Annotated in this window: 17 protein-coding genes; 6 read left to right on the forward strand and 11 right to left on the reverse strand. The window is 47.9% G+C overall.

What is annotated here, in order from left to right:
* Window positions 1-558: 558 nt before the first annotated feature.
* On the reverse strand, window positions 559-1170 hold the full coding sequence (locus H065_RS0103350) for a hypothetical protein (RefSeq protein WP_017811602.1): 612 nt from the start codon (window positions 1168-1170) through the stop codon (window positions 559-561).
* A gap of 243 nt (window positions 1171-1413) precedes the next feature.
* Between H065_RS0103350 and H065_RS0103355 the strand changes: the two genes are divergently transcribed.
* Window positions 1414-2499, forward strand: a complete 1086-nt coding sequence (locus H065_RS0103355; RefSeq protein WP_017811603.1) for a glycoside hydrolase family 64 protein — start codon at window positions 1414-1416, stop codon at window positions 2497-2499.
* A 174-nt stretch (window positions 2500-2673) separates the two neighbouring features.
* Here H065_RS0103355 and H065_RS0103360 read toward each other — a convergent pair whose 3' ends face one another.
* Window positions 2674-4371 carry a methyl-accepting chemotaxis protein gene (locus tag H065_RS0103360; protein WP_017811604.1) on the reverse strand — a complete coding sequence of 566 codons (1698 nt, stop codon included), beginning with the start codon at window positions 4369-4371 and terminating at the stop codon, window positions 2674-2676.
* A gap of 434 nt (window positions 4372-4805) precedes the next feature.
* The gene (locus H065_RS25105) at window positions 4806-7331 is read right to left on the reverse strand and encodes a rhamnogalacturonan lyase (RefSeq protein ID WP_017811605.1); all 2526 of its coding nucleotides are present in this window, start codon (window positions 7329-7331) and stop codon (window positions 4806-4808) included.
* 510 nt (window positions 7332-7841) lie between these two features.
* On the opposite strand from H065_RS25105, the gene H065_RS25110 reads away from it, so the two are divergent.
* Window positions 7842-9182, forward strand: a complete 1341-nt coding sequence (locus H065_RS25110) for a nucleobase:cation symporter-2 family protein (protein ID WP_017811606.1) — start codon at window positions 7842-7844, stop codon at window positions 9180-9182.
* A 209-nt stretch (window positions 9183-9391) separates the two neighbouring features.
* Window positions 9392-10177 carry a Cof-type HAD-IIB family hydrolase gene (locus H065_RS0103375; protein WP_017811607.1) on the forward strand — a complete coding sequence of 262 codons (786 nt, stop codon included), beginning with the start codon at window positions 9392-9394 and terminating at the stop codon, window positions 10175-10177.
* 156 nt (window positions 10178-10333) lie between these two features.
* Here H065_RS0103375 and H065_RS0103380 read toward each other — a convergent pair whose 3' ends face one another.
* The 5 genes from H065_RS0103380 to H065_RS25115 all read right to left on the reverse strand — a co-directional run bounded on the left by H065_RS0103380 (window position 10334) and on the right by H065_RS25115 (window position 15697).
* Window positions 10334-10813 (reverse strand): hypothetical protein, encoded by a 480-nt coding sequence (locus H065_RS0103380; RefSeq protein ID WP_017811608.1) that lies wholly within the window; start codon window positions 10811-10813, stop codon window positions 10334-10336.
* A 62-nt stretch (window positions 10814-10875) separates the two neighbouring features.
* Window positions 10876-11898: a FecCD family ABC transporter permease gene (locus H065_RS0103385; protein ID WP_017811609.1), complete on the reverse strand. Its 1023-nt coding sequence runs from the start codon at window positions 11896-11898 to the stop codon at window positions 10876-10878.
* On the reverse strand, window positions 11888-12901 hold the full coding sequence (locus H065_RS0103390) for a FecCD family ABC transporter permease (RefSeq protein WP_017811610.1): 1014 nt from the start codon (window positions 12899-12901) through the stop codon (window positions 11888-11890). Before H065_RS0103390 ends, H065_RS0103385 begins: the two co-directional genes overlap by 11 nt.
* The gene (locus tag H065_RS0103395) at window positions 12901-13896 is read right to left on the reverse strand and encodes an ABC transporter substrate-binding protein (RefSeq protein ID WP_017811611.1); all 996 of its coding nucleotides are present in this window, start codon (window positions 13894-13896) and stop codon (window positions 12901-12903) included. Before H065_RS0103395 ends, H065_RS0103390 begins: the two co-directional genes overlap by 1 nt.
* 109 nt (window positions 13897-14005) lie before the next feature.
* A complete protein-coding gene (locus H065_RS25115) occupies window positions 14006-15697 on the reverse strand; it encodes an AraC family transcriptional regulator (RefSeq protein ID WP_081604043.1) in 1692 nt (563 codons plus the stop codon).
* 418 nt (window positions 15698-16115) lie between these two features.
* On the opposite strand from H065_RS25115, the gene H065_RS0103405 reads away from it, so the two are divergent.
* Both H065_RS0103405 and H065_RS0103410 read left to right on the forward strand, forming a co-directional pair.
* Window positions 16116-16964, forward strand: coding sequence for an alpha/beta hydrolase (locus H065_RS0103405; protein ID WP_017811613.1), 849 nt, complete (start codon window positions 16116-16118; stop codon window positions 16962-16964).
* Window positions 16965-17531: 567 nt separating this feature from the next.
* The gene (locus H065_RS0103410; RefSeq protein ID WP_017811614.1) at window positions 17532-18689 is read left to right on the forward strand and encodes a hypothetical protein; all 1158 of its coding nucleotides are present in this window, start codon (window positions 17532-17534) and stop codon (window positions 18687-18689) included.
* Between the two features lie 642 nt (window positions 18690-19331).
* Here the strand turns inward: H065_RS0103410 and H065_RS0103415 are convergent.
* Window positions 19332-20951, reverse strand: coding sequence for a cellulase family glycosylhydrolase (locus H065_RS0103415; RefSeq protein ID WP_017811615.1), 1620 nt, complete (start codon window positions 20949-20951; stop codon window positions 19332-19334).
* A 1139-nt stretch (window positions 20952-22090) separates the two neighbouring features.
* Window positions 22091-24235 (reverse strand): glycoside hydrolase family 6 protein, encoded by a 2145-nt coding sequence (locus H065_RS0103435; RefSeq protein ID WP_051058686.1) that lies wholly within the window; start codon window positions 24233-24235, stop codon window positions 22091-22093.
* A gap of 621 nt (window positions 24236-24856) precedes the next feature.
* Here H065_RS0103435 and H065_RS0103440 point away from each other — a divergent pair.
* Window positions 24857-25090, forward strand: a complete 234-nt coding sequence (locus H065_RS0103440) for a hypothetical protein (protein ID WP_017811620.1) — start codon at window positions 24857-24859, stop codon at window positions 25088-25090.
* Between the two features lie 232 nt (window positions 25091-25322).
* On the opposite strand, the gene H065_RS27790 is transcribed toward H065_RS0103440, so the two are convergent.
* Window positions 25323-25721 carry a hypothetical protein gene (locus H065_RS27790; RefSeq protein WP_193746755.1) on the reverse strand — a complete coding sequence of 133 codons (399 nt, stop codon included), beginning with the start codon at window positions 25719-25721 and terminating at the stop codon, window positions 25323-25325.
* Window position 25722: the final 1 nt, after the last annotated feature.

Raw genomic sequence — 25722 nt, forward strand, 5'->3', positions numbered from 1 at the left:
TCATCACTGTTCTTTTTATAAAAAGAACAGTGATGAACTTGCGTCCGCCCTAGAGCAGCAAGGCCTCTCAAAGCCTTACTACATCAGCTTGGTTTCTCTTAACAAGGATTACCCATATACCGCATCTTAAAACAAGCCGTAACGCAATATATAGAACGTGAGATTAAGATTAAACGCTATATATAGTGTTGTCAATAGGACCAACCAGCGAGAAAGCAGCATCCAAAATAGCCGTAAAAAGCAGATAACAAGTAAAATCTCCATGTATTCCGGCTTATTTGAACGCTACCTATCTGGTGAAAACTATTCAAAAAAATAATTCACTTGACACACTATATCTAGTGTGTTTTTTCAAACCATCTTTACTATCATTTCCAGATTATGAAATGAAGTTAGACAGCCATCACGATATACACTCAAGTTTAAAATTTTACTGCTTTCAACATGAAAAAGCAAATGAAACTTATATAAAAATATAGATTTTTTTGACCTGTCATTTGTAGTGCTCCATGATAGCGGTTTATCCTGGAAGGCAGTCTGTCCATTGGTCAGAGACACTCATTTTTTTCGCTGCATACGCTGCAGCAGACGAATCAAGTCATTGCGATTTTTGGCCTCTTTCATATACTTGGGCAGCCGGTAGGAAGCGGTACGTACATGGCTGGAATTCGGCCTTTCGCGTAAACTCGCTGCAATATAGTCGATTAGATAGGTAAGATGCTCCCGGTTAACCGCCCAGACCATCTTGCCGCGATAATAATCAAGGAAATACAATTCCTGATCGAAAAAGGGATCGCGTCCATTACGTATGTCCGATCCTGTCCAGACGGAACTTTCTCGTTTGTGGAGCTCTACGATATTATCCGTATGGCATGCCGGACAAATAATATGTACATGTTTTTGGGTAAATTGACGTTCATCTTTGACCGGTTCGTTGAACCAGCATTCGCAAGCTGTGCAGATCGCTGCAGCAGAATACGTATAATCCGGTTCCGCCAGCTTCCGGTAAAAGCAGGAATGACAAAAAAGCTCGATGTTCTCTCTATTGGAATCGGCTCCGATATAGGCAGCACTTTGGCATTTGGGACATTTCACCACGATACTGCCCTTTCGGGCCAGTATATAGGGAACAGAGTACGGCTCAAACAAAGGATCGACAAAACGTTTCATCAATTGCTCCTCCTTTTTTGGGGAAATCTCATTTAATGATAGATCTTGATTCTCAAGTATAACTTTCTCTTTCTGCAGCAACAACCGGATGGAAACTTCGCTCTCCTTCAGAGCAGAAGCAGGAGACTGAAAAATGCACATGCTTTCCTGAGAAATGCACACGGTTTTTGATTGAATCCAATTCCATATATTGTAATAATTAAACATGCATCTGAAAGCGTATACAAAATAAGGAGGTAGTTTATGAGAAATTCGGTCTTCAAGTATGTATTGCTCGCTGTTCTGATCATGGTGTGCGGATTGTCTCCGCTCTCTACCACTTCTGTCTCTGCTGCTGCACCTTCGGTCGGTTCCATACCGGCTTCCTCCATCCCTGCGCCTTCCGGCAAGGGCGTCATGACGTTCAAAGTCATGAATGCCACTAATGGAGCCTATCCGGACAATCGTGTCTATTGGGGCATCCTGGGCATTAATCCCGAGACCAAGCAGTGGAGCTACCTGACCAGCACAGGCCAACTGCAGCCTATCTCCGCAGCGCTGAATGACGCTCCCGGACATCTGACCAAAAACAGTGTCAACTATGCCAATATCTATAGTACCATCAGCCAGGCCGAATGGGTAAGCCTACCGAAAATGGATTCCGGACGCATGTTTATTTGTGTGGGTTCGCCTTGTTATATTAAGACTTTCAATGATGGATTTGCCGGACCGGATATCAACAACCCAACCGATCCGAATCTGGATGTTTATTTTGACTTTGTAGAATTTACAGTAGATAACACCGGTTACCATGGCAATACGACTCGTGTTGATGGATTCGGATTCCCATTGCAACATCGTCTGGTGAATCGTGCGGGCAATTATGACCGTACGGTGGGCGAACTGGAATCCGAGACACGTGCGAGTATCTTCAGTAAGTATCGCGGTGAAGTGCCTGCAGCCTTCCGCTCACTGGCTGATATGCAGGCACCCTACCGAATCGTAGCACCGATCCATGGATCATTCAAAGCCGGTGGTGCGAATGCCAATTACTTTGGCAGCTACGGTGGCGGCTATAACACGCAGGAGATTCTACTCTGCAATGGCAGACTGCAGGAATCGCCTGGTATCTGTTCTGCGATCAACCGCCATGTCTATGAGAATCAGGCGAACTGGAATAATGTATCTGCCTATTACCAGGCAGCGCCTGCCAACTATTATGCCAAGTTTTGGCATGATCACAGTATCGACCGCCTTGCTTATGGATTCGCCTATGATGATTATAATCAGCAGGCTGCCTATCTGGAAGTCGGTGATCCAAAAGGATTAATTGTACGGGTAGGCTGGTAATTTATCAGCACCATTGTATGAGATTTTGCTGCTATCATTATTATTCTGAAGTGAAACCATTCTAGTCAGCCCCAACACAAAAAGCCCTGCATAACCGGCAGAATACATCTGCTGGCTGCAGGGCTTTTTTATATTGCTTTTATATGAATTCAAAATGAACAATAGAAGCTTCGATTATAGCTTGAATCGATCTACAATCCGATTCATCTCTTCAGCCATCTCGGACAAAGCCGAAGCACTGGAAGACAGTTCGTGCATGGATGCAGACTGCTGCTCCGAAGCGGCTGAGATTTTCTGAATCTCATCTGAGGAATATTCTACACTTTGAACAATGCCGGTGATAGATTGTTCCATTGCTGTAGCGCTTCGGTTAACGCTGCCCGACAGCTGTGCCGCTTCACGGCTCTGCATAGCTACTTCATTAACCGACTGTTTGATATCTTCAAATAAAGCGCCGGTCGTTCTCATGGATTCAGTACCGCTCAGAATCTGCTCGGCCGTCATATCCATGGCTTGATGAAGACGATCCGTATCCTGCTGGATCGATTCGATCATGCTGACGATCTGCCCGGCAGACGTGGAGGACTGCTCGGCCAGCTTCTGCACTTCGGCGGCAACAACTGCGAATCCTTTGCCATGTTCTCCAGCTCGCGCGGCTTCGATAGCGGCATTCAGAGCGAGCAGATTGGTCTGTCCGGCGATGCCGGTAATAATGCCGACGATACTGCCGATCTCCTGTGAGCGGCTTCTCAGCTCATTCACTACGCCGTTCATTTCATTCATTCGTGCCTGGGCCGTCTCCATTCGTCCGGCTGCTTCGGTGACCACGCCCGTTCCGTTAATCGAATGGTCGGCAGCTGTCTGGGCAGACTGGCTCACCTGTTCCATCCGGTTATCGATCTCCTGGATATTGGCGGAGATTTCCTGTACCAGTATGGCTCCCTGCTCCGATTGGCTCGCCTGATCGGCAGAACGGTCAGCCATGGAGACCAGTGACTCGGTCGTATGGGCAGAAGTTGAAGCATTCTCTTCGGCAATAGCAGTCAATTCTTCGGCAGAGCCATTAAGTCGCTGGGACGTTTCATTTACTTCGGTAATGACTCTGTTCAGGGAATGACCCATATTCTGCAGTCCTTTGGCCAGATCGCCCAATTCATCCTTTACATCAATCGGCAGTTCGGATGTGCGGGTCAGATCGCCCTCGGCAATATAGTTGACCTGATCCAGCATCTGGTGCAGTGGACGAATGATCATGCGCGAAATCACCAAAGCAAGTATGCTTCCGATTACGATCGCTGCAATCACCGCAGCCCATGTTATCAAGCGGGCCAGATTAAACTCGCTCAGTTGTTCATCTGCTGAACCTGTCACATCATTTACATTATGATCGACCAGTTTGCTTAGTACTTCATTCATGGATTCCAGCATCGGTGACGCATCCTGCTGCAGACTCATAGCCAGTGTATCGTTATTGGCATCGGAAGCAGCTGTAATCTGCGGAATGGTAGCCGTATAACTGGTCCAGCTTTTCTTAAAGGAATTATACATCTGGATCTCCTGATCATCGGACAGATCCGCCTCATACAGCTGCATATTCTTGGCAATACTGGCGCTTGTGCTGTTGATCTCCGAATTAATCTGCTGCATAGCTGTATCGTCTTGCTCAATAATACTGCGCAGCACGAGATTCTCTACATCGGTTACTTCATCATTGATCTGATAAAGGGATACCAGACTGGGGATGCTGTTACTTTGGATATCTGTAGCATTATCTCCTATCGAATCCAGTCGTATCGATACGAGCACGCCCAGAATCAGTATCAACACCATCATACCGGCAAACCCACTTAATAATTTGGCACGTACAGTCATTCTCACAGTTCTTGTTCCTCCATCGTTCCTAATTCTCAATTATTAGTTGTCACTACAACTTTTCATATACTATTCATTTCGACATAAATAGACGTTTTCATTACCTATTTTCTGAAAATAATTTTGTGAGCTTATGCTATGTACGGTTGTTGACCGATAAACCTTCCCTATCAAGTATAAAAAAGGATGATGCAAAACATCCGAAAAAAGATCCAAAAAAGCCCTGTACAATCAGCTGCTTTATGAATTCAGCAGACCGTTGTACAGGGCACAATACGATATGGGTAATCGGGTTTAGTAACTGCGTGATTATCCTGCAAATATGCAGCACTTCTATTTACAATTGCATATTATAGTTGATTGCCAGGAAACATCTACCGAATTCGAAACGATCGATCCTACTGCTGGAGTAAGTGTATCTCGCGAATTCCCGTTTACTTGCGACCCGGTGTATAAAAGTCCGGCTTCGGTACCCGTGACCAATCTGTATCGGAAGCCAGATAGAAGCTGGTATAACTTGGCTGGTTGTAGGCTGTATTCTGGCGTGCAATGCCTGTGCGATACTGGGTATCATGCATCAGGGTGTACAGTTTGTGGTTGGTCACTTCGGTACTGAGATAGATACGGATCGCCGAACTGTCTGCCGTGCGCAGCAGCAGCTCTTCACGCCAGTCTCCGAAAATGTCCGCGACCAACGACGGATTGCCTTTGGTACCGTTATTCGTCAGAGTACCATTGGCTACGAGCACCGGTCCCTTTTGCCAGTTCTGGATACTTGGCGTTACTTCCAGTGCACCATCTACGACCTGGGTCGTCATATCTGCGCTCCATTTGATATTCATATTCGTACCCGGTGCGCTGCGGCCAATCAGCTCACCACTGGCTGTACGCAGATCGGTCGCCCATGCTTCCAGACCCGGGCGGGTAGGATCGATATCGCCGACCATGCCGCGACCGGTATCCTTGCCACTATAAGCACCAAACAGCACTTTGCCGGTCGCTGCATCGCGCATGGCATAACCATAAGGTGCATACGTTCCGCCTTCATGTACCATATAGATCTCCATGCCTGGATGCGATGGGTCCAGATCGGACACATGCAGTGCATCGCCATGACCCAGCTTGGCAATCTGTCCAGGTATGGCACTGCCTGCCGGCATCACGTCTGTCGAGCTGTACAGCAGGCTGCCGTCATTGTCGACTGTCCCGGAACCATAGACGATCTCATCTTTGCCGTCACCATCCACATCCGCTGCGGTCAGCGAGTGGGCACCTTGCCCAGCCAGCGGTCCCAGATCCGGATCGGTACCGTCACGACCATGTGGTCCATCATTGAACGGGTTGCTCATGATCGCCCAGCCGCTATCGGCTGTCCAGTCCTTGCCAATTTTCTTGCCATCCCAGTTGTAGGAGACAAGTGCTGCACGGGTATAATAACCGCGTGCGAATACAGCAGATGGGGTCTTGCCATTAACATAGGCGACAGTCGCGAGGAAACGGTCCACACGGTTGCCCGGCTCAATGCGGGCCATTGCATAATCTCCCCACATCAGTCCATCATCTGTGCGCTCCGGCTCGTAACGAACCGTGTCTTCTTCCTTGCCGCTGCGTCCTTTGAATACAGTCATGTATTCCGGACCCTTTACGATAAAACCTTCAAAATCGCGCAGATTGTTACGCGTACTGCGGGCAGGAGCATAGACATCCATAAAGTAATCCGTCAGCGCTTTGGCATCTTGGAGGGACAACGGATACTGATACTTCGGTGCGATACCAAAGCATTCTTCCAGTGTCTTCGGCCAGTGACCATTCTTCACTTCAGGATGCTCGCTCCAGTTCTGGAACATCTGCACCACATGATCATAATAATCCGTACTGCTCATCCGGTAGTCATCACTGTTGGAGTAGCCGGCTTGACGATCTTCCTTGGGAAGGGAAATGTACTGCTCGGAGACGACATTGCCGCGTTTACCATAACGGGTGATCTTGGTTCCCGGTGCGGTCTTCATCATCAGTTCGGCTTTGCCATTCCCGTCAAAGTCATAAACAAGGAACTGGGTATAATGCGCTCCCGAGCGGATATTCACTCCCAGATCAATCCGGTACAGCAGGGTTCCATCAAGTCGATACGCATCAATGTACGTATTGCCGGTGTATCCTTTTTGGGAGACATCCTTGGCATTGGACGGATACCATTTGACGAAATATTCATACTCTCCGTCACCATCTACATCACCTACACTCATATCGTTGGCTGAATACGTATAAGCTTCACCTGCCGGAGTTACGCCATCCGCCGGTTTCTGCAGCGGCAGATCATAATAGGTATCATTCCATACTGTTGCCGGAGGGCTCCACTTTTGCTTATTCGGTCGGCTCAGACTCGCAGCACTGATGCCATAGTCGGCAGCATACTGCTTCAGCTGGGCAGAGCCTTCATCGGTCTGTGCACGATATGTAGCCGCATCTCCGCCCTGACCTGCACTTGCCTGCTGCATAGCCTCTTGCTGGTAGACATCATCACTTACCTGATCTGCGGTAGCATCTGTTGTCAGCGAAGCACTGCTGTTATTACTGCCGGAACCCCGTGCAGACAGAGGCAGGACACGATAACTGTCTTTGACAGAACCCTGGCGATCCAGATAATTGGTACTGTCTTTTATAACGGTGACGAACTTGCCGTTGCGATACAAAGCAAAGTCTGTACCCGTCAGGCCTGTTTTGGAATAACCACTGACTTCATTGCCGAGCAGACGCCAGCTGATAAATATTCCATCGCCGGTCTTGGCTGCGACCAATCCGCGATCCAGACTCTCCAGTTGTACTCCTCGCTGCGAATGACTGCTACTCTGCACGCTTACCGGATCAGCGGCGGATAATCCCCCAGTCGGAAGCACCAGCGCAATACCCAGTGCTACTGCCAGTGTCTTCACTGCCCATGAATGCTGCCTTTCTCTCATACGTTATTCACTCTCCTCGAATAGTAGTGGGTAATATGATAACGCTTACAATAGTAGGTGTAACTGATATTGTCCATTGTTACAACGACCATCCTCCTTCTCTGCTGGATTGCGCTTGTTCACTAGGCTGTCTCCTGTCAGATAAGCACTTGGGCTTATTCCAGCAGGTTGTTTCTATTATAGAATTCTGCGGTTACAGACGCTGTTCACAAATCCGGTTTATCTGTTTAAATAACAGAGCCTTTATTTTCCAGCTTTGCCGACGCGTACACTAGATAATCCGTTCATTGATCAATGCAAAAATCATCATATATTTTATATGTAATATTAATTAACATAATAGTTATATTTATGCATAGTCTAATCCTGTTAAGTTATATTTATTTCCAAAATTATTAAAAATATCTCTTCAAATCCTCACACAACCTCTAAGATAACGTTAAATCAGAAATTATTCAGATCAACTTTGTTGACATGGCATTTAATTTATCTACAAAAGGGGCGGATATGATGGAGAACAAGGCGCGCGGAGGAAGAATTTTCTCACTCGGACTGCAGCATGTACTGGCGATGTACGCCGGAGCGATTCTGGTACCCCTGCTCGTTGGACGAGCGCTTAATCTGACGGGAGAGCAGCTTTCCTATCTGGTAGCTATCGATCTGCTGACCTGCGGGATCGCTACGCTGCTGCAGGCATGGAAGACCCGGTATCTGGGTATTGGGCTGCCGGTAATGCTGGGCAGCTCCTTTGTCGCTATTACGCCCATGATTGGTATCGGTAACCAGTACGGTCTGGGGGCGATCTATGGGGCGATTATAGCAGCCGGTTTGTTTGTAGCCGTCTTTGCCGGATGGTTCGGGAAAATGATCAAATTGTTCCCGCCGGTTGTGACCGGTACAGTCGTTGTAGTCATCGGTCTCTCGCTAATCCCCACCGGCATCAAAAATATGGCAGGCGGAGCCACCAGTCCCGAATTCGGCAGTCTGCACAATTTGCTGCTTTCCTTTGGCGTACTGGCACTCATTCTGATCATCAATCGATTCTTCACCGGATTTATGCGCTCACTGTCGGTATTGATCGGGATTTTAGCAGGTACGATAGTAGCTGCCCTGATGGGCAAAGTAAACCTGGCAGCGGTCAGCGAAGCGTCCTGGTTCCATCTGCCGCAGTTTTTCGCCTTTGGCATGCCGGAGTTTCGGATTGCTCCTATTCTGACAATGATCATCGTCTGCATGGTCATTATCGTTGAATCGACCGGCGTATTTCTCGCTCTTGGACGTGTCTGTGATCAGAAGCTTACTCCACAGGACATGACCCGCGGCTATCGTACAGAAGGGATTGCGATTGTGCTGGGCGGATTGTTCAATGCTTTTCCGTATAATACATTCGCCCAGAATGTAGGTCTGGTCGAGCTGTCCCGGGTCAAGACGCGCAATGTGATCGTAATGGCTTCGGGGATTCTGGTAGTACTCGGTCTGGTGCCCAAGATTGCAGCACTGGCTACAGTAATTCCTGCGGCGGTGCTGGGCGGCGCTACGGTGGTACTGTTCGGTATGGTCGTCGCCTCCGGTATCCGTATGCTGACCGAAGTGAATTTTCAGGAACAGCGCAATCTGCTTGTTGTCGCCTGCTCGATCTCGCTGGGCATCGGCGCTACGGTCGTGCCGGAGCTGTTCGCTGGTCTGCCTTCTGCGCTCCGCATTATTGTCAGCGATGGTACGATTACAGGCAGTCTGTCCGCGATTGTGCTGAATCTGTTTTTTCAGGCAACATCCCGGCTCACCCGTCCTGCAGCTGCGACGGAAACTATCGAACCTGTAGAAAGAATCCGGGAGCAAATATCAAGCTGATCCCTGTGAAGCTACCCGCCATAGACTGAACGTGTTTACTCAGCAAAAGGTCCAATAGCTGTATCCGCTTGTCAGCAGCAATGATCGAATCAATTCGTTCAATAACGGGACAAGCACACTCTCTCCTTGCTATAATGGGAATATATGTGGGTATTCTGCGGAATACCCTCTTCGTATGACAAATATAGATAAGTGGATAGGAGCTGCCCATGTCTGAACAGAGCATTATTTTCTTCGATATTGACGGAACCCTGCTGGATCATAACAAAGAAATCCCCGCTTCCACCAAAAAGGCCATCTTCGATCTGCGTGAACGCGGACACGAAGTAGCCATTGCTACCGGACGCGCGCCTTTTATGTTTGAAGATATTCGCAAAGAGCTGGAAATTGATACGTATGTCAGCTACAACGGACAGTATGTTGTACTGCGCGGTGAAGTTATTTATACCAATCCGCTGAATCCGGACGCGCTGAAGACGCTGACCGAAACAGCGATTGAAAAAGAAAATCCGATCGTATATATGGATGCGGACGATATGCATTCCAATGTACCGGAAGATCATGAATATATTACGACCAGCATCAAGACACTACAGGTCGGCAAATTCCCGAGCTTTGACCCTTCGTATTATCAAAATCGTGACATTTACCAGTGCCTGCTGTTCTGCCTGGAAGGTGCCGAGCAGCAGTATGAAGCGGATTTCAAAGACTTTGACTTTATCCGCTGGCATCCGATGTCGGTCGATGTATTGCCTTCCGGCGGTTCCAAAGCCAACGGCATTTCCAAAATCACCGACAAGCTGGGATTCCCGCGGGAACGCCAGTATGCATTCGGTGATGGGCTGAACGATGTAGAGATGCTCAAGCAGATTTATAACAGTGTTGCCATGGGTAACGGTGAAGAGGAAGCCAAAGCAGCTGCCAGACATGTCACCAAAAATGTAGATGAAGATGGCATTCTACATGGTCTGCAAATGGTTGGACTGCTGGATTAAGGAATAACGGAATACTTTCCATACCTCAAATCAGTAATGATAACAGAAGCACATAAAGCGAGATCATTTATAAATAATCTCTATACCAAAAAGCCACCGGACCGGGGTATCAACCCTGCAATCGGTGGCTTTTCTTCATTTTCTTGTGTGGCATCATTAATCGTAATAAGAAGGTATGGTAACAGCAATAGTGGCAAAATATAAATTTCTCTTCTCATCTTCCAAATTTTCCGGAAGTACTTCTGCAAGAAATTCCGGCGAGTTAATGATGGCGTCTGTCATAACATTAGCCCTCCACAAGGAAAGTCCAATTTCTCTGAAAAAGAAAGTATATCCCAGCTCGGCTTCCATATTATTTACAAATGATGTATGGATACGAATAGTGCTTACGATATCCTCAGCTGTGGTATTGAAAAGATCCAAATCCTTGTATAGTAGTTTGAACCCGGCTGAGTCAAAAGGGTTATTCATCTCTATGAATTTCAGCCGATTATTGGAGTCATATTCAAACGTCTGTAACAATTCTTCGTTGTTAATCCATGGGGCATTCTGGAGTTCTTGTTGAACTTGCATTTCAGTCATCCCCAGCTGAATAGAACCTATACCCACTAATGGATTTATTGTAATGGTGTACATTAGTATGCTCCTGTTCATTCAATATCTGTCATCTATAATAACAAAATTAGATCATACTATATTTATGTCCGGCTGCGGAACAGCAAATATACAAAATAGGGCACGCCAATAATCGAGATTACAATCCCTGCTGCCAGCTGAGCCGGCGCAAAGATCGTCTTGCCAATTAGATCACCGAGCACGACCATCAGCATGCCGACCAGTCCGCTAATCGGCAGCAGCCGTGAATGATGTAGTCCGACGAGTCGTCTCGCAATATGCGGAGCGATCAAACCGACAAATCCGATCCCGCCCGATACGGATACACAGGCGGCTACCAGACCGACAGCAGCGAGGATCAGCCGCTGACGCTGGGCAGTGAGAGGTACCCCCAGACTGAGTGCCGTCTCATCATGCAGCTGCATCACATCGAGCAGCGATGACTTGCGCCAGATGTACGGAATCAGAATCAACAGCCAGGGCAGCATCGCAGTAATATACTCCCAGTTAGCACTATGCAGACTCCCTGCCAGCCAGACGGCTGCCGCTTCAAAGTCATCCGGGTTCATGCGTAGAGAAAGATATAACGTGACTGCCGAGAATCCCGAACTGACGGCTATTCCGACCAGAATCAACTGCTGCGGCTCCAAACGACCATTGCTCCGGGCAAACCAGAAGATCAGGATCACCGCCGCAACTCCTCCGCATAATCCAAACAGCGGCATCGCCATAAAAGCGAGCCAACCGGTAAGCTCCAGCGACTGCTTAAAGATCAGCATAAACAATACCACGGCCATACTCGCTCCTGCATTGATACCGAGCATTCCCGGATCGGCCAGTCCGTTACGGGTCACGCCCTGAATAACTGCTCCTGCAATACCAAGCCCCAGTCCGATCAACATCGCCAGCACGATTCGGGGCAGCCGGAAATCAAAGATTACCAGATCGTGTGCTGCCACTGGATCCACACGCAGCAGCGTCTTTACAATATCCCCAACCGACAAATCGAATGTACCATTGGTCAGACTGATATAAAATGTCGTCAGGATGAGTAGCAGTAGACCACATACAACCAGCAGCAGACGCCGTATGGAATCAGTTTTCATTGGTTTTTCCTCCTTTCCGGCGAATCAGGTAAAGGAAGAATGGTACACCAAACAAAGCGGTAATAACGCCAATCGGCGTCTCGAACGGAGCATTAACCCAGCGGCTCAAAATATCGCACCAGCCGAGGAAAATCCCTCCAAACAGCGCACTGCATGGGATGACCCGGCGATAATCCACACCGACCAGATAACGGGTCATATGCGGCACGAGCAGACCGACAAAGGCAATCTTGCCTGCCAGTGCTACAGATACGCCGGTCAGCAGCACCACAGCGAGCATGGATAATCCTTTGATCAGACCGGTTCGCTGACCCAGCCCCGCCGCGATCTCGTCACCCATGGATAGCACGGTAATCGAACGAGCCAATATCAACGCCAGCAGCATCCCCGCGATAGCAAACGGAATAATCATCCGAATCATCACCGGATCGATCTGATCCAGTCGGGCGTTATACCAGAAGCTCACCGATTGGGACACCTGAAAATACGTTGCAGCCGCTTCCGCCACTCCGCTCATAAATGTACCGATAATCGTACCCAGTATGGCCATCCGTACCGGTGATGTACCGTTCGGCAGTAGCCATGCCAGCCCGAACACAATACCGGCTCCTATCGCCGATCCGATAAGCGAATACACGATCATCGTTAGCGAAGAAGCGCCAGGCAGTAGAATCATGCACAGTGTAATCATCAGGACCGATCCATCCGAGACACCCATGATCGATGGTGAAGCCAGATAATTGCGTGTCATACCCTGCATCAATGCTCCCGAGACAGCCAGAAAGGCACCGATCAGCATCGTACCAATCTCACGCGGCAGCCGGGACTGCATAATGATCTGATGATCGATTTGATTCGGATCAAAATGAAATAATGCCTGGATAATCGTCTGAGCATCCATATCCTTGGCACCATACAAGATAGAAATGGAAATAGTGAGCGCCACCAGGAGGGGAGCGCTCACTATCAGGATCAGCGGATACCACTTGCGGATGCCGCTCATTATTGACTCAGTTCCTTCACAGCTGCTTTGAGGAATTGATCACGGCTCCATGCCGGACCGCCTTCGGACAGCGGATCAATGACATTGACATAAACATGTCCTTCCTGGAAAGCTTTCGTTTTGCTCAGGATTGGGTTCTTCTTCAGGTCTTCCAGTGCTGCTGGGGTGTCTGGGTTCTCATCTGTAGAGAACTGGATAAACACATAGTCCGGATTGATCTGGGCAAACTGCTCAATTGAAATTTCTTGCTGGGCTTTGGTCTGTTGGATAATATCCGGTACATTCAGACCTACATCTTCATACAGCGCAGCATTTACAAATACATTGGATGGATATACACAGACAGAACCCTGACGGATACGGACAGCCAGTACGGTTTTATCTTTCATTTTGTCTTTCAACTCGGCTTTGGCAGTGGCTACATCCTGCTGGTAAGTAGTGATCGCGGTCTGGGCTTCTTTGGACTTGCCGGTCAGCTCACCCATCAGCTTCAGATTATCCTGCCAGTTATCGGAGATATGCGATACCTGAATCGTTGGGGCAATCTTGTTCAGCTGCTCCACAACTGGTGCGTCGAATTTGGTGGTACCGAGGATCACATCGGGCTTGAGGGACAGAATCGTCTCAAAGTTCGGCTCGGTCTTCTCCCCGATTGATTCCGCTTGGTCGGTAATCGAAGCGAATTTCTCGGGGAACTTGCCGCTATATGTAATTGCACCAACCGGATGTACATCCAGCAGCAAGGCATCTTCCATCGCTTCCATGGAGCCGGTAATGACGATACGTTCTGCCGTTGCAGGAACCGTATATTCTTTGCCCAAGTAAGTGATAGTACGCTGCTCTCCGGAACTGTTCTCGCTGGTAGCTGTGCCGGCTGCTGATGTAGAGGTTGCCTGGCTGCTGCCACAGGCGGATACGAGCAGAGCGGTGAGTAGCAGTATAATCAGGACAGACCATCTGCCCGTCTTGCGATGTGTAGAGGAACTTGAATTCATTGGGTATATGCACTCCTTTTTGGACATTGATATCAATTGATGATAATGATTCTCAATAGAAATCATAGTATGGATTGTCCGGCAGGAACATGGACAATCTTCACAAAACTCATGGACGATTGTCTGTGAATACCGTCAATGCCTGCTGTGCCATCCGTTTGTATGCTTCCGGTGAGCAGTCCCGCCATGGATCGGAGCTCAGGATATGAACATGTTCCTGTCTGACCGCCTGCATGGATTGCCAGCTCGGCTGTTGGATCAGTTCTTTCCAGTGGAGCAGGGTCTCGCTCTCCTGACAGATCAGTAGCAGTATACGGTCTGCGTCGGCGCGGGTAATCTGTTCCAGTGTAAAAGGAAGATCTTCATGCTCTTCATCATCATTCCCGGTTAATGAGAGCAGATTCAACTGCAGATCCTCGCGCAGCATACGTCCTGCTTCGGTTAGTCGGCAGGAATAGAAGTGACCTTTCCAGTAACGAACAAATAATACTTGTCCCGGTAATCCCTGCTCGGCCAGTTGTCGCCGGATCTGCCCGTTCTGCTCGTGATAACGATCCAGCCAGCGCTGTGCCTGCTGCTCTTCTCCCAGCTGCCGTGCCAACTGCAGCAGCTGATCCTGCCATTCTGTCGACCAGGCATCCATATAGTGCACAGGAGCGATATTTTCCAGCAGCTGCTTCTCCTGCAAACTGATATGATTCGGTGCGATGATCAGCTCTGGCTGACAGCTGGTTAATATGCTGATATTTTCCCGCCACTGTGTATTGGCGCGCTGTACTTTTAGATGGACCGGAATGTCTGCTGCATACTGCCGCTTGTCATGACCGGTCCATTTGGGATGCAGTGGCGCTGCATAAGGAATAATGCCCATCGCCAGCAGATAACCGGTAACGACCGGATCATAAGAAGCAATCTTGCGCTGATGATTGCGTATGTAGGCAGATGGCGTAACGCCTGTCTCCTGCTTGAATTTGCGGCTAAAATAAAACTCGTCATTATAACCAATCTGATGCGCAATATCCCGCAATCGCAGTTCCGGATTGGTCATCAACCTGCGGGCCTCTTCCATCCGTAGCCGGGTAATATAATGGATCACACTTTCCCCGTAATATTTCTTGAACAGGCTTACGTAGTAATTGCGGCTGATCCCTGCCATATCGGCTAATTGATCCAGGGTCAGGGGTTCGCGGTAATGCCGTCCGATGTAGGCATATGTACGCTGCAGCTGGATATGAATATCACCTTCGGCAGCCGATTCCTGCTCTTGTAGATCACAGAGCATCTGAACGAACAGACTTCCTGCCCGTGCCCGGCTGCCGGATTTGTCTGCTGTCCATTGTTCGTACAGTGATTCGCACAGAGGCAGCAACCATGAACCGGATACATTGCAGGCAAAGTAACTATCGTCTTTTTCGCCTTGGGCGGATTGGTCCAGCCGCTGCAGCTCATCTTGCTGTTCCATATAACTGTCAAAGCGGATCAGCAGCAGACTGATTCCTTTACGACCTGAAGAACGCAGACCGAGCGTGGTTCCTGGAGCCAACCAGTGTACGCTCTGCGCCTGCACTTTACGCTTGCCCTGCTCATCGGTGAGGACGCCCTCTCCTTCCATGATCACGATCATTATATAGGTAGTTGTATACTGCTGGGGAAGATGAAATGCACTGCTGCGGCGAATTTTCTCCACGTCTCTCAGTCGAAATGATAGCTCATCCAGCTTGGCAAGAACAGACGGACGATAACTATGCTGATCCCTCTCTAATGAAGGAACCAAACGGGTATCCAGCATACGGTTCATCATAAGTTCCTCCTTTGGTTGATGTTTATTGGTAGGGTCATTTTATTTTATGGTAACGGTTCTATCGAGCTCCAATATTATAGAGATGTGGTAGGTCTGTTGATCAGGCGAAAATGGCTCTTATTTGATGGGTTCTTGTTTAATGTTTCTTTATCCGACTTCCTATTGATAATAATTCTCAATTAAGCATATGATCAATGTACCCTTTTCTCTCCGGCACGTCAATGGATACAGGGGCTCAAGGTGATGATTATCCATGTTATGCCGGAATATTGTTCATGGAAGAGGATGAAATGGTCTTTTATACTGGGAATTATGCTTATTTCGCTATATAACTGCCGGTAGAATATACAGATCATTCTGCGGCTGCTGCAGCTATACAGCAATCATCGATCCGTATGAACAGGAGGCGTATTATTTAATGTCTGAACAATCTGCTTACTCTATCTATTCTTCGAATCAGCCTATATATCCGGAAGTTCGACTGCGTGGAACGATGCAGTTCGATCTGCGCTCTGCCGAAGGACGGGATTACCGGATCATGGTGTCCATCCCGGATCTGGAAGCCCCGCAAGAAGGTTATCCAGTCGTCTATGCTTTGGATGGTCATGCTGTCTTCACTACTCTACTGGAGGCCGAACGTGCCCAATGCCGCCGCAAGGAGAAGACCCGTGTGACCCCTTCTATTATCGTCGGCATCGGCTACCCGTCTGAATTGCCTACCTCCTCGGAGCGGCATTACGACTATACTCTACCTGTACCCGTCGATAATCTGCCACCTTCCCGTGATGGACTGCCCTGGCCGGAATATGGCGGAGCGGATTACTTTTTGCGCTTTATCAATCAGGTATTGAAGCCCAAGGTTGAAAGTCTGCTGCCGGTTAATACGGATCATCAGACGCTGTTTGGGCATTCCTTTGGCGGATTATTCACGCTGCATGTGCTGTTCAGCTCGCCGGAATCTTTTCGCAATTATGTCTCTATCAGTCCCTCATTGCACTGGGGACAGCCGCAAATCGCCGAAGAAGAGCAGCAGTTTGCCGCGCGGCTGCGTACCGAAGTCCGGAAGCATCATCTGCTGATTGCGGCAGGTGAACTGGAGAGTGATGCTCCATTTCATATGCTGCAAAATGCCTGTGCACTGGCGGAACGGCTTGCTCCACTGCAGGCACATGGACTGAATGTACAATTCCGTGAGTATGCAGGTGAAAATCACGGATCGGTGGTTCCGACGGCGGTAAGCACGGCACTTCGTACTGCGGCGTTGTAGGGTCAATTGGCTACTGCTTAATGATGGGTTATGCTCTATTGTAATGATTTTATTCACTTCGAGAAGGTGTAAGAGCAGTTGGTGTGCTGAGTTCATTCACTTCGGAAAGGAATAAGAGCACGTCCTCCGGTTAAGCCTGGAGATCCTTTAAGAGTTGGAGTAGATGAGGATCTCCAGGCTTAAATGTCGTCCTTTGCTCTTATTTCCTTTCCTGCGTTATGTGCTTGTAGCTTCTTTTCTTATTCTCAACAGTTGATCTTTTATGTCAGTATGTACTTCTTTCCAGTTTTTGTAACCAGACTTAACTGGAGGACAGGTCCTTATTCCTTTCTGGAGTGAATGAAGCAATCCCCCTAATGTCACCACAATCCCAAGCCCTTTAGAGCTTATTGGAATGGCTTCAGATTTTCGGTTTATTTTCCGATATTAGTCTGGGACTGTTCTGCCAGCATGTTATACATATATAGAGCCGATGCGCTCATACAGCTGAATGGATCAGCTCCCATGGATGAGAAGATTCATCCGGACATCCACAGGATGATCGATTAGGGAAAAGGGGTATTTCATATGCAACATCATTCAACGTATCATCTGACACAGCGGTCAGCCCAGCGCTTTGGGAAAGGCGTAAAAAGCATGCTGTTTCTGCTGTTGGTCGCCGTCCTCTGGTTCGCAGCCGCAGGTCCGGCAGCTTCATTGGTTCAAGCCGCTCCAGCCAAAAACAGTACCTATCAGCAGGTGGCCCTATATGTTAACGGCAATCTGCAAATCACAGTACAACGTTCGCAGCTGGTAAATGGGAATACCCTTTACATCCCTGTCAAAATTATGGATCGTATTCCAGGCATCACCATCAATTATGGCAGTCCGCTCAGTCTGACGGGCAGCAAAGGCAGTATCACAATCAACAATTCCAACTCTTTTCAGTATGCAGGAGTCACGTATGTACAATTCAAATCATTGCTGGCGATCAGCGATCTGGAGAGCAAATTTGCCTCCAGTGCACTGGCTTTATTTATCTGGGATGGTGATAAAGGCAAAGCTGAATCCAGCAAAATTCTGACCAATATCAGCCAGCTTCCTGCAGGTGTTGGCAAAAAAATCGGTCAGAAGATTTACCCTTTCCAATATTCGGGTGCTTACTGGATTACGGATATTTCTTACGATCCGGGCAGCACGGTATACGACAACACCGCCATCAATTCCGGCGGTGAAGAGATTCAGATCAACGCCAATGCGCCTGCACTTGATTTTGTACTAGAAAGTGATCTGCTGACCGTACAGAATTGGCTGCGCGGCCAAAACGTCTGGTTTGATAACCGCAACTTTAACGGTTCGGGGGTTAAGCATCTGGAGAAACTGACGTTTGTGTCATTTCAGGTAGATGACGATAACAATTTTAGTATTGTTGTGCGCAATGCCAAAGGCAAGCTGCTCGGAATCAATGTGGCGGCTGATCAGGATGCGACTAAGATGGCGCTAGAATATCTATTCACCAAAAATCCGCGTTCAGTCTATAAATGGAGCAATAGCGTATGGAATACGATCAGTCAGAACCGCGTTACTTCCGGTATGTCCCGTGAGCAGGTGGTTATGTCGTGGGGGCTACCTATAGACGCCAACACATATCAGTCGGGATCGATTACGTATGAACAGTGGATTTACAATCATAATCAGTATCTTTACTTTTGGAATGGGAAGTTGAGTTCGGCGCAGAACTTGTAGGCGGCAGTGTTGTGTTCTGCTTGGTGTACTGGGTTCAGTTGCTTTGGAAAGGAATAAAAGTGATAGGTGCACTTGCTTCATTCACTTCGGAAAGGAATAAGGCTGATAGACGTTCTTCCTTCACCTACTTCGGAAAAGAATAAAGATGATAGGCGTTCTTCCTTCACCCACTTCGGAAAGGAATAAGAGCACGTCCTCCGGTTAAGCCTGGAGATCCTTTATGAGTTGGAATAGATGAGGATCTCCAGGCTTAAATGTCGTCCTTTGCTCTTATTTCCTTTCCTGCGTTATGTGCTTGTGCGTCATTTGCATTTGCATTATATCGTCAATTGGGAGAATGTACGGATTGTCGAATGATAAAGAAACAACTGCATTTTTACGCATTACGCATTACGCATTACGCATTACGCATTACGCATTACGCATTACGCATTACGCATTACGCATTACGCATTACGCATTACGCATTACGCTGGCAAGTATGACTGCTTCTGATTCAGCGGGCAACATCAAAAAAAAGGACATGCACGTGTATAAGTGCATGTCCTTTTTTGTATTTACTTAGGCTTAACGAATACGCCTATTTGCTCGTTGTGTACTAATGTCTTCCATAGGCTGCATGACGCTTAGCTTGATCCAAACTTACGGAGTGACGCCCCATACCAGTTTGTCCTGGTTATAGATGGTTACTTTGTTATAAGTGGCGAAGGTCGTGTTGCCGTTATTGTAGGAGTAGTCGTTCGTCTCGTTAAAGTTGCTCCAGTCGGACGGGTGAATACGTGCCTGGACTTCACCGCTTTGGCCGCCTGCAGGGATGGAACCGGCTGCATTAGTGAAAGAGAACTCTACATAGCAATTGGCTGTCGATTTGCTGCTGGACAGTGCTTTGGATGTAGTTGTTACATTCGCTGCACCAACTTGAGCCCAGTCGATATACGTCTGGTCACCGGATTTGCCATCGTTATTGAAGTAGTAACGCACTTTCAGATCGCTCAGCTTAACCGGTGTGCTTCCATTGTTCTTGATATTGAATACCGGACGGATTGCGTTATCCGACGGGTTATTATCGCCGCTGCGGAATTGTAGGGAGAGCGCACCTTTAGCTGGTGCTGTTGTACCTGTGCCTGGAGTGCCGCTACCTGTACCCGGAGTCGGAGTCGTTGTGCCGCCGCCTGTGTTACCACCACCATTACCTGGTGTTGTAGGAGTCGTCGGCTGCGTAGGTGTTGGAGTTGTCGTACCTCCACCTACCGTTGTAGAACCTGCGCGTGTCTGCTCTCTGACGAATTTACCAGAAGTAGACAGGTTGGCCTGGGACCATCCGCCAGTCGAGCTTGCTCCTGGTGCCAGTGCGGCAGAAGCTTCACTCTTGTCGGACAGAGACCAGTTTACCCAGCTTACTCCGCGGCTGTTCAGAAAGTCGACCCATGTCTTGGATTCAGTCAGGAAAGGACCACCGTTACCGGAAGCATCACTTGTGCCCCACTCGGTTACGAATACAGGTGCCTTTTTGCTCAGAGCATAGTCAATGCGATCGCGCAGGAATTGACCATGGGTACCGGCATAGAAATGCACCGCGTACATCGTATTGGCATCCGGCAGCTGGTTGTCTGCTGCATCCTGTACGTCCTGACTCCATGTGCCTGTACCGACGATGATGATGTTATCCGGGTCATTGGCACGGATAGACTTGGTCACATCGACTGCATACGGACGGATCTGGTTGTTCCAGTTCACGCCGCCATTCGGCTCATTGGCAATCTCATAGATTACGTTTGGCAGTGTACCGTATTGGGCAGACATTTCATTGAAGAAAGTTTTTGCCTGTGTTTTGTACGTATTCGGGTCGCCATCGGACAGAATATGCCAGTCGATAATCACATAAACGCCCAGATCCTTGGCTGCGGCTACCGCTTCTTTGACTTTATTGGCAACCGACGGATTGGAAATGTAACCGCCTTCGTTCGTATACATCGCTACACGGAACACCGAGATGCCCCAATCGTCGCGCAGCCATTTCATCGTGTCTTTATTCACATAGTTACCGAACCATTGGATACCGTGCGAGCTGATCCCTTTCAGCTGTACCGGTGTTCCTTTTGTATCAACCAAACGTCCATTCTTGATCGATAGCTGACCATGCTGCTGTACTGGAGTCGTTGCTGCTTCGGCAGACGTACCTCCTGCTGATACGGCTAGCGTTACGGTAAGCGTTGCTGCCAGAATGCCGGAAGAGAATTTCTTGACTGTTTTCATCCACATATCCCAGAGTCTCCTTTTGGTGTTGTTCACTTGGATTTCAGTATGTGAAACACACTGATTTTGAAAAGTAAGAGTTCAGACCTTGCTGCCTACGTCAGTATATACATCCCAAAACCAAAATAATATATTTCTGACAATAAATGAATATAAAGTTCTAGAAGCATAGGTGTTGTGAAGCAGGAAACTAATGGTCGATTTTGGTCATAAATTACAAATAACAAGGGACAGAGGAATCGAAGTTCGGCTAATAACGCTTAACTCAGCGGATTATGGACTGAATAGTCCCGATTCGAATACTTTAAATTTGTTCTTTATGCACAACTCTCTTTTTCTTCTAATGCTATGGAGCGGTAACTTAGGAACAAGGAAGGGGGTTATTGGGACAAAATTGTGCAGCACTTGTTCAGAATCAGGCAAGTTATCGATAATGTGGGTGGCTGCTCAGGTAAAAAAGTCCCTGATGATCCTATCTACCCGACTGAATCAGCAAGCCGAAAGCAGGCTTGGATTCTATGAAATATCCTGATAATTGCAAGAATGCAGGTATAAGAAGAGAATTGGACAGCAGATACTTTAATATCGTCCATATGCAGGCGTTATATGAGAAGAACCATTCGACCGAATGGCTCCTTTCAGCGGCGTTCGGAAGGGGAGAATAAGCAGATTGGAATGTGTTTCTTCTATTATAATGTATGCAAGGTTTTATAGCTGCATACTATTGAACGAACAAGATAGTCCATGACCATGAATAACAACATTTTTTAGCCGCTCAATGATCAGGATCTATTTTTCCTGTGCCAAAGGCGAAACAAGGTGACGGCTACAAATACAGCGAGCACAATAAAGATCATACCGAGTCCCTGCAGGACAGCATATACAAATTCCATTAATATATGCTCCTTTCCTATATAGTAAATGAATATGTGCGTGCCCCTGCCTACTTCCCTTTGCTCAGGCAGCTAGCGAACGATCCGATCATATTCGGTTACTATTTTAACACAGTCACTCGGAAGTACGAAAAGAGGCTTGAAATCAAACAGCATCTCAAGCCTCCGATCTTTATTTATCATTCTCGCTATACTCTCTGCTCATTATGCATATTTCTATCGCTATTCATCTTACCCTCTATCACCTCAATTTTAAGGCTCCATACCCCAGACCAGTTTACCGCCCTGATATAGAGTGACTTTGTTCCAGTCGGTATAGCTCGTCTTGGATGCATCAAAGGAATAATCGTTACTTTCATCCATCACGGACCAGTCGGATTTGGCCATGCGCAGCTGAATCTCTCCGCTCTCGCCACCGGGCTGTAATGTACCGGCTGCGCTGCTGAAGCTCAGCTCTACATATCCATTACCAAAATTACGCGTGATATTATCCTGTCCTACCTTGGCCCAGTCGATCCAGGAACTCATCTCCTGGGAACCTTCTGGAGTAAAGTAGTAACGCAGCTTCAGATCGCTCAGATTCACAGGTGTCGTACCGTTATTCTTGATATTGAAAAACGGCTTCATCTGCATATCCGATGCATTCGTATCTGCTGCACGATACTGCACGCTCAAGCTGCCTGTCGGAGTTGGTGTAGGATTAGGGTTCGGATTGGGATTGGGTTCCGGATCAACAGGTGGCACTACAACAACAGCGACCGGTTTGGCACTTACGGCTGCAGAGTCAGCGCTGGTACCTGCAGTGTTTACGGCACTCACTTTGTAATAATAGGTAGTGCCATTGGTTACTGCTTTGTCAGTGTACAGTGTGGTCGTAACTTTGCTGCCTACGGTAGTAAAAGGACCGCTCTCGCTGGTTGCTCTTTTGACTACATAGTGATCGGCTCCTGTTACGGATGACCAGTTCAGCTTCACCTGTGTATCAGCGGCAGCTGCTTTCAGCCCTGTTGGTACAGTTGGCACAGTTACAACCGGAGGTGTTACCGGTGTGGATGCACCCAGTGCAGGATAAGCATTATTGATCAGCATCACGAACTGGTCATGGAACCATGCACCGGAGATCGGAGCATTTGGCAGCGCGCCAGTCAGTACGCCGTCTGCTGTCGTGTAGGTTGGATCACACATACGGTCAAAGCCTTTACCTTCATTATTCGGGATCAGGGAGCTGGAGCCATCGGATTCACCCGGAGGTTTGACCCATACATAGGCATCCAGATGAGCGGCAGGCGCAGCAGTCGGCGGTGTACCCAGACCCGCTCCGCTGTTGTTACACCAGTTGCCCCGGTGAGCACGGCGGTCGACACGGCCGGAATTGACATACGTATTGATGTCGCTGCCCGATGCCATTGCCGGACGATTCGGTCCACCCCAACCATTGCGTCCGGTATCGATCAGCATGCCGATACCACTCGGGAATCCGGCACGAACGAACTCGGAGTACAATGCTGCAGTGAAGTCCGACTCGTCAAAGTACGGATTCCATTCATAGTACTTGGATGACTTGATCGGCTGTCCGCCGATGTTCAGATCCGGGTTCGGTAGATTCGGCTCATTCAGCGGTGTTGTATTCGCTGTATTGGTAATGAAGCCGTCAATGCTGGACAATCCGGCTGTTGTATTACGAACCACATTGGTGAACAATGTGATTGTCGCTGACCGGTTGTTATCCCAACCGAGCCAGCCCGAGTGACCGATATCCAGATAATTGTAGGTATTAGGGATCGCATGAAGCTTATTCAGCGCATACTGCACGCCTTCGACATAGATACCGCTGGAGTTGGCTGCTGCGCAGCGGGCATCATTCAGGTTGGTGACCAGATTCGGCAGACTGTCCGGCTCAATCACGTTAACAATGCGAATATCCTGGTACTTGGGATTCGCAAAAGTCTCGGCGATCACATCAATATATTCGGTTTTGTAGCGCTGCAATGCCTCCTGGGTCAAAGGAAGCTCACCGTTAGATGCCAGTGCATGGCAATCCCGTCCCGGCAGATCATAGATGACAAAGCTTGCTGTAATCGGGGTATTGCCTTTCTTTTGAGCCAGTGCGGCATCCAGATGCTGTTCAAGGCTGAGACGTCCGGCATTGGCCGCTCCACCTTCGATCGCATCAATCCGATCCAGCCATACGGCAGTTGGATAGGATTTGACCGTCTGCATTTTACCCTTGAGCGCAGGATCACTGACTCTGGCGATCGAACCGTCAACTTCTTTGGCGTAATCCGGATTCACGTATCCGGTCGCTCCAATAAACGGATTATCCACATGAGCCTCTGCATAAGCTGTCGGTCCATACATCGCCGATAGTAAACTTCCTGCCAGCAGTGATGCAGCCATCGTATACTTGAAACCTTGCCAGAATCCTTTTTTAGACTTCAATCCATTCACCTTTCTTTCTGGGAAATTTGTGTGGAGTCGAGCCCAACCTTTCCGGTAAGCGTTTTCTATTTTGATGTATTCTGTACTGCTTCCCCTTTCGAATCACCTCCTCAGCGTTGATTATAAGACACTCAATGAGTGGAGTATATTGTAAAATATGGATTATAATCAGAAAACCTAATGAAGAGTATCCTTATTGCGCCTTTATTTTTATATCCGCATGAAAGTATCTTATTATCCTCTGCTATTCCAGTAAACGCGCTAATTAGCAAGAAATTTGACGAAACGAAGCAGTCGGACAGATAAAGTCCAATAGTCGATAGATCACCAGACACTTTCACAGACTAAAGCATAGGATGAGATCATGCCCGAAAAACGATATCACAGGATGTTACAGAAGACTGCTGGTTCCCGATTACACTATCATTTATGCATAAAATAGCTCGGCTGCATGTATAAATGCGCGAACCGGGCCGATTTGATATAGGTGTTATTTCCATATTATGATGGGTAATAGTAGCGAGAAGCTGAATTCTGGCATCACCGCTTATGTGAACAAGTATTTGGAGGTATATACATATGAAAACAAAATGGTATTTGCGCCCGGGATTTCTCTGCGTACTCTGTCTCCTGACTCCGCCGATCGGCTATGTGCATCTGCTGTATCATCGCAAAAAGTTCCAACATCAGGAGTGGCTGGGGCACCTGACTATCGCAACATTTACTATGGCGATCTGGTTGACCAAGTTTATGAATCCGGTGATAGCGTTTATTGTGCTGGGGCTGTTGCTTTGGGTGATTTGGAAGTGGTAGGGTGGGCGTGTATTTATTTTGCACAAGTTGCTTCGATGTTAGGGGCATGTGCTTGGAAAAGAGACGACTCTTTGATGTTCATACGCTTTGCAAAGGGATAGAGGCACGTCCTCCGGTTAAGCCTGGAGATCTGAATGGTTAACATGTAAAGGTGGATCTCCAGGCTTAAATGTCGTCCTTTGCCTCTATTCCCTTTGCTCCGCTCTGTGCTTGGATTTATTTGTGGAAGGGTTTAGTTTATTAACGTTACAAGCACTACAAGCACTACAAGCACTACAAGCACTACAAGCACTACAAGCACTACAAGCACTACAAGCACTACAAGCACTACAAGCACTACAAGCACTACAAGCACTACAAGCACTACAAGCACTACAAGCACTACAAGCACTACAAGCACTACAAGCACTACAAGCACTACAAGCACTACAAGCACTACAAGCACTACAAGCACTACAAGCACTACAAGCACTACAAGCACTACAAGCACTACAAGCACTACAAGCACTACAAGCACTACAAGCACTACAAGCACTACAAGCACTACAAGCACTACAAGCACTACAAGCACTACAAGCACTACAAAGATTATCTGCTTTATGGGCGTTACCATGTCAATAGCATGATCCATA

Source organism: Paenibacillus shenyangensis (assembly GCF_000346635.1).
In the GTDB taxonomy this organism is placed as follows: domain Bacteria; phylum Bacillota; class Bacilli; order Paenibacillales; family Paenibacillaceae; genus Saccharibacillus; species Saccharibacillus dauci.

Coding starts and splice junctions, on each gene's coding strand:
- H065_RS0103355 (WP_017811603.1), top strand. CDS start 1,414: ATGAGAAATTCGGTCTTCAAGTATGTATTGCTCGCTGTTCTGATCATG.
- H065_RS0103395 (WP_017811611.1), bottom strand. CDS start 13,896: ATGAATTCAAGTTCCTCTACACATCGCAAGACGGGCAGATGGTCTGTC.
- H065_RS25105 (WP_017811605.1), bottom strand. CDS start 7,331: ATGAGAGAAAGGCAGCATTCATGGGCAGTGAAGACACTGGCAGTAGCA.
- H065_RS0103360 (WP_017811604.1), bottom strand. CDS start 4,371: ATGACTGTACGTGCCAAATTATTAAGTGGGTTTGCCGGTATGATGGTG.
- H065_RS0103440 (WP_017811620.1), top strand. CDS start 24,857: ATGAAAACAAAATGGTATTTGCGCCCGGGATTTCTCTGCGTACTCTGT.
- H065_RS27790 (WP_193746755.1), bottom strand. CDS start 25,721: ATGGATCATGCTATTGACATGGTAACGCCCATAAAGCAGATAATCTTT.
- H065_RS0103385 (WP_017811609.1), bottom strand. CDS start 11,898: ATGAAAACTGATTCCATACGGCGTCTGCTGCTGGTTGTATGTGGTCTA.
- H065_RS0103380 (WP_017811608.1), bottom strand. CDS start 10,813: ATGTACACCATTACAATAAATCCATTAGTGGGTATAGGTTCTATTCAG.
- H065_RS0103405 (WP_017811613.1), top strand. CDS start 16,116: ATGTCTGAACAATCTGCTTACTCTATCTATTCTTCGAATCAGCCTATA.
- H065_RS0103435 (WP_051058686.1), bottom strand. CDS start 24,235: ATGGCTGCATCACTGCTGGCAGGAAGTTTACTATCGGCGATGTATGGA.
- H065_RS0103375 (WP_017811607.1), top strand. CDS start 9,392: ATGTCTGAACAGAGCATTATTTTCTTCGATATTGACGGAACCCTGCTG.
- H065_RS25110 (WP_017811606.1), top strand. CDS start 7,842: ATGGAGAACAAGGCGCGCGGAGGAAGAATTTTCTCACTCGGACTGCAG.
- H065_RS0103390 (WP_017811610.1), bottom strand. CDS start 12,901: ATGAGCGGCATCCGCAAGTGGTATCCGCTGATCCTGATAGTGAGCGCT.
- H065_RS0103350 (WP_017811602.1), bottom strand. CDS start 1,170: ATGAAACGTTTTGTCGATCCTTTGTTTGAGCCGTACTCTGTTCCCTAT.
- H065_RS0103410 (WP_017811614.1), top strand. CDS start 17,532: ATGCAACATCATTCAACGTATCATCTGACACAGCGGTCAGCCCAGCGC.
- H065_RS25115 (WP_081604043.1), bottom strand. CDS start 15,697: ATGATGAACCGTATGCTGGATACCCGTTTGGTTCCTTCATTAGAGAGG.
- H065_RS0103415 (WP_017811615.1), bottom strand. CDS start 20,951: ATGTGGATGAAAACAGTCAAGAAATTCTCTTCCGGCATTCTGGCAGCA.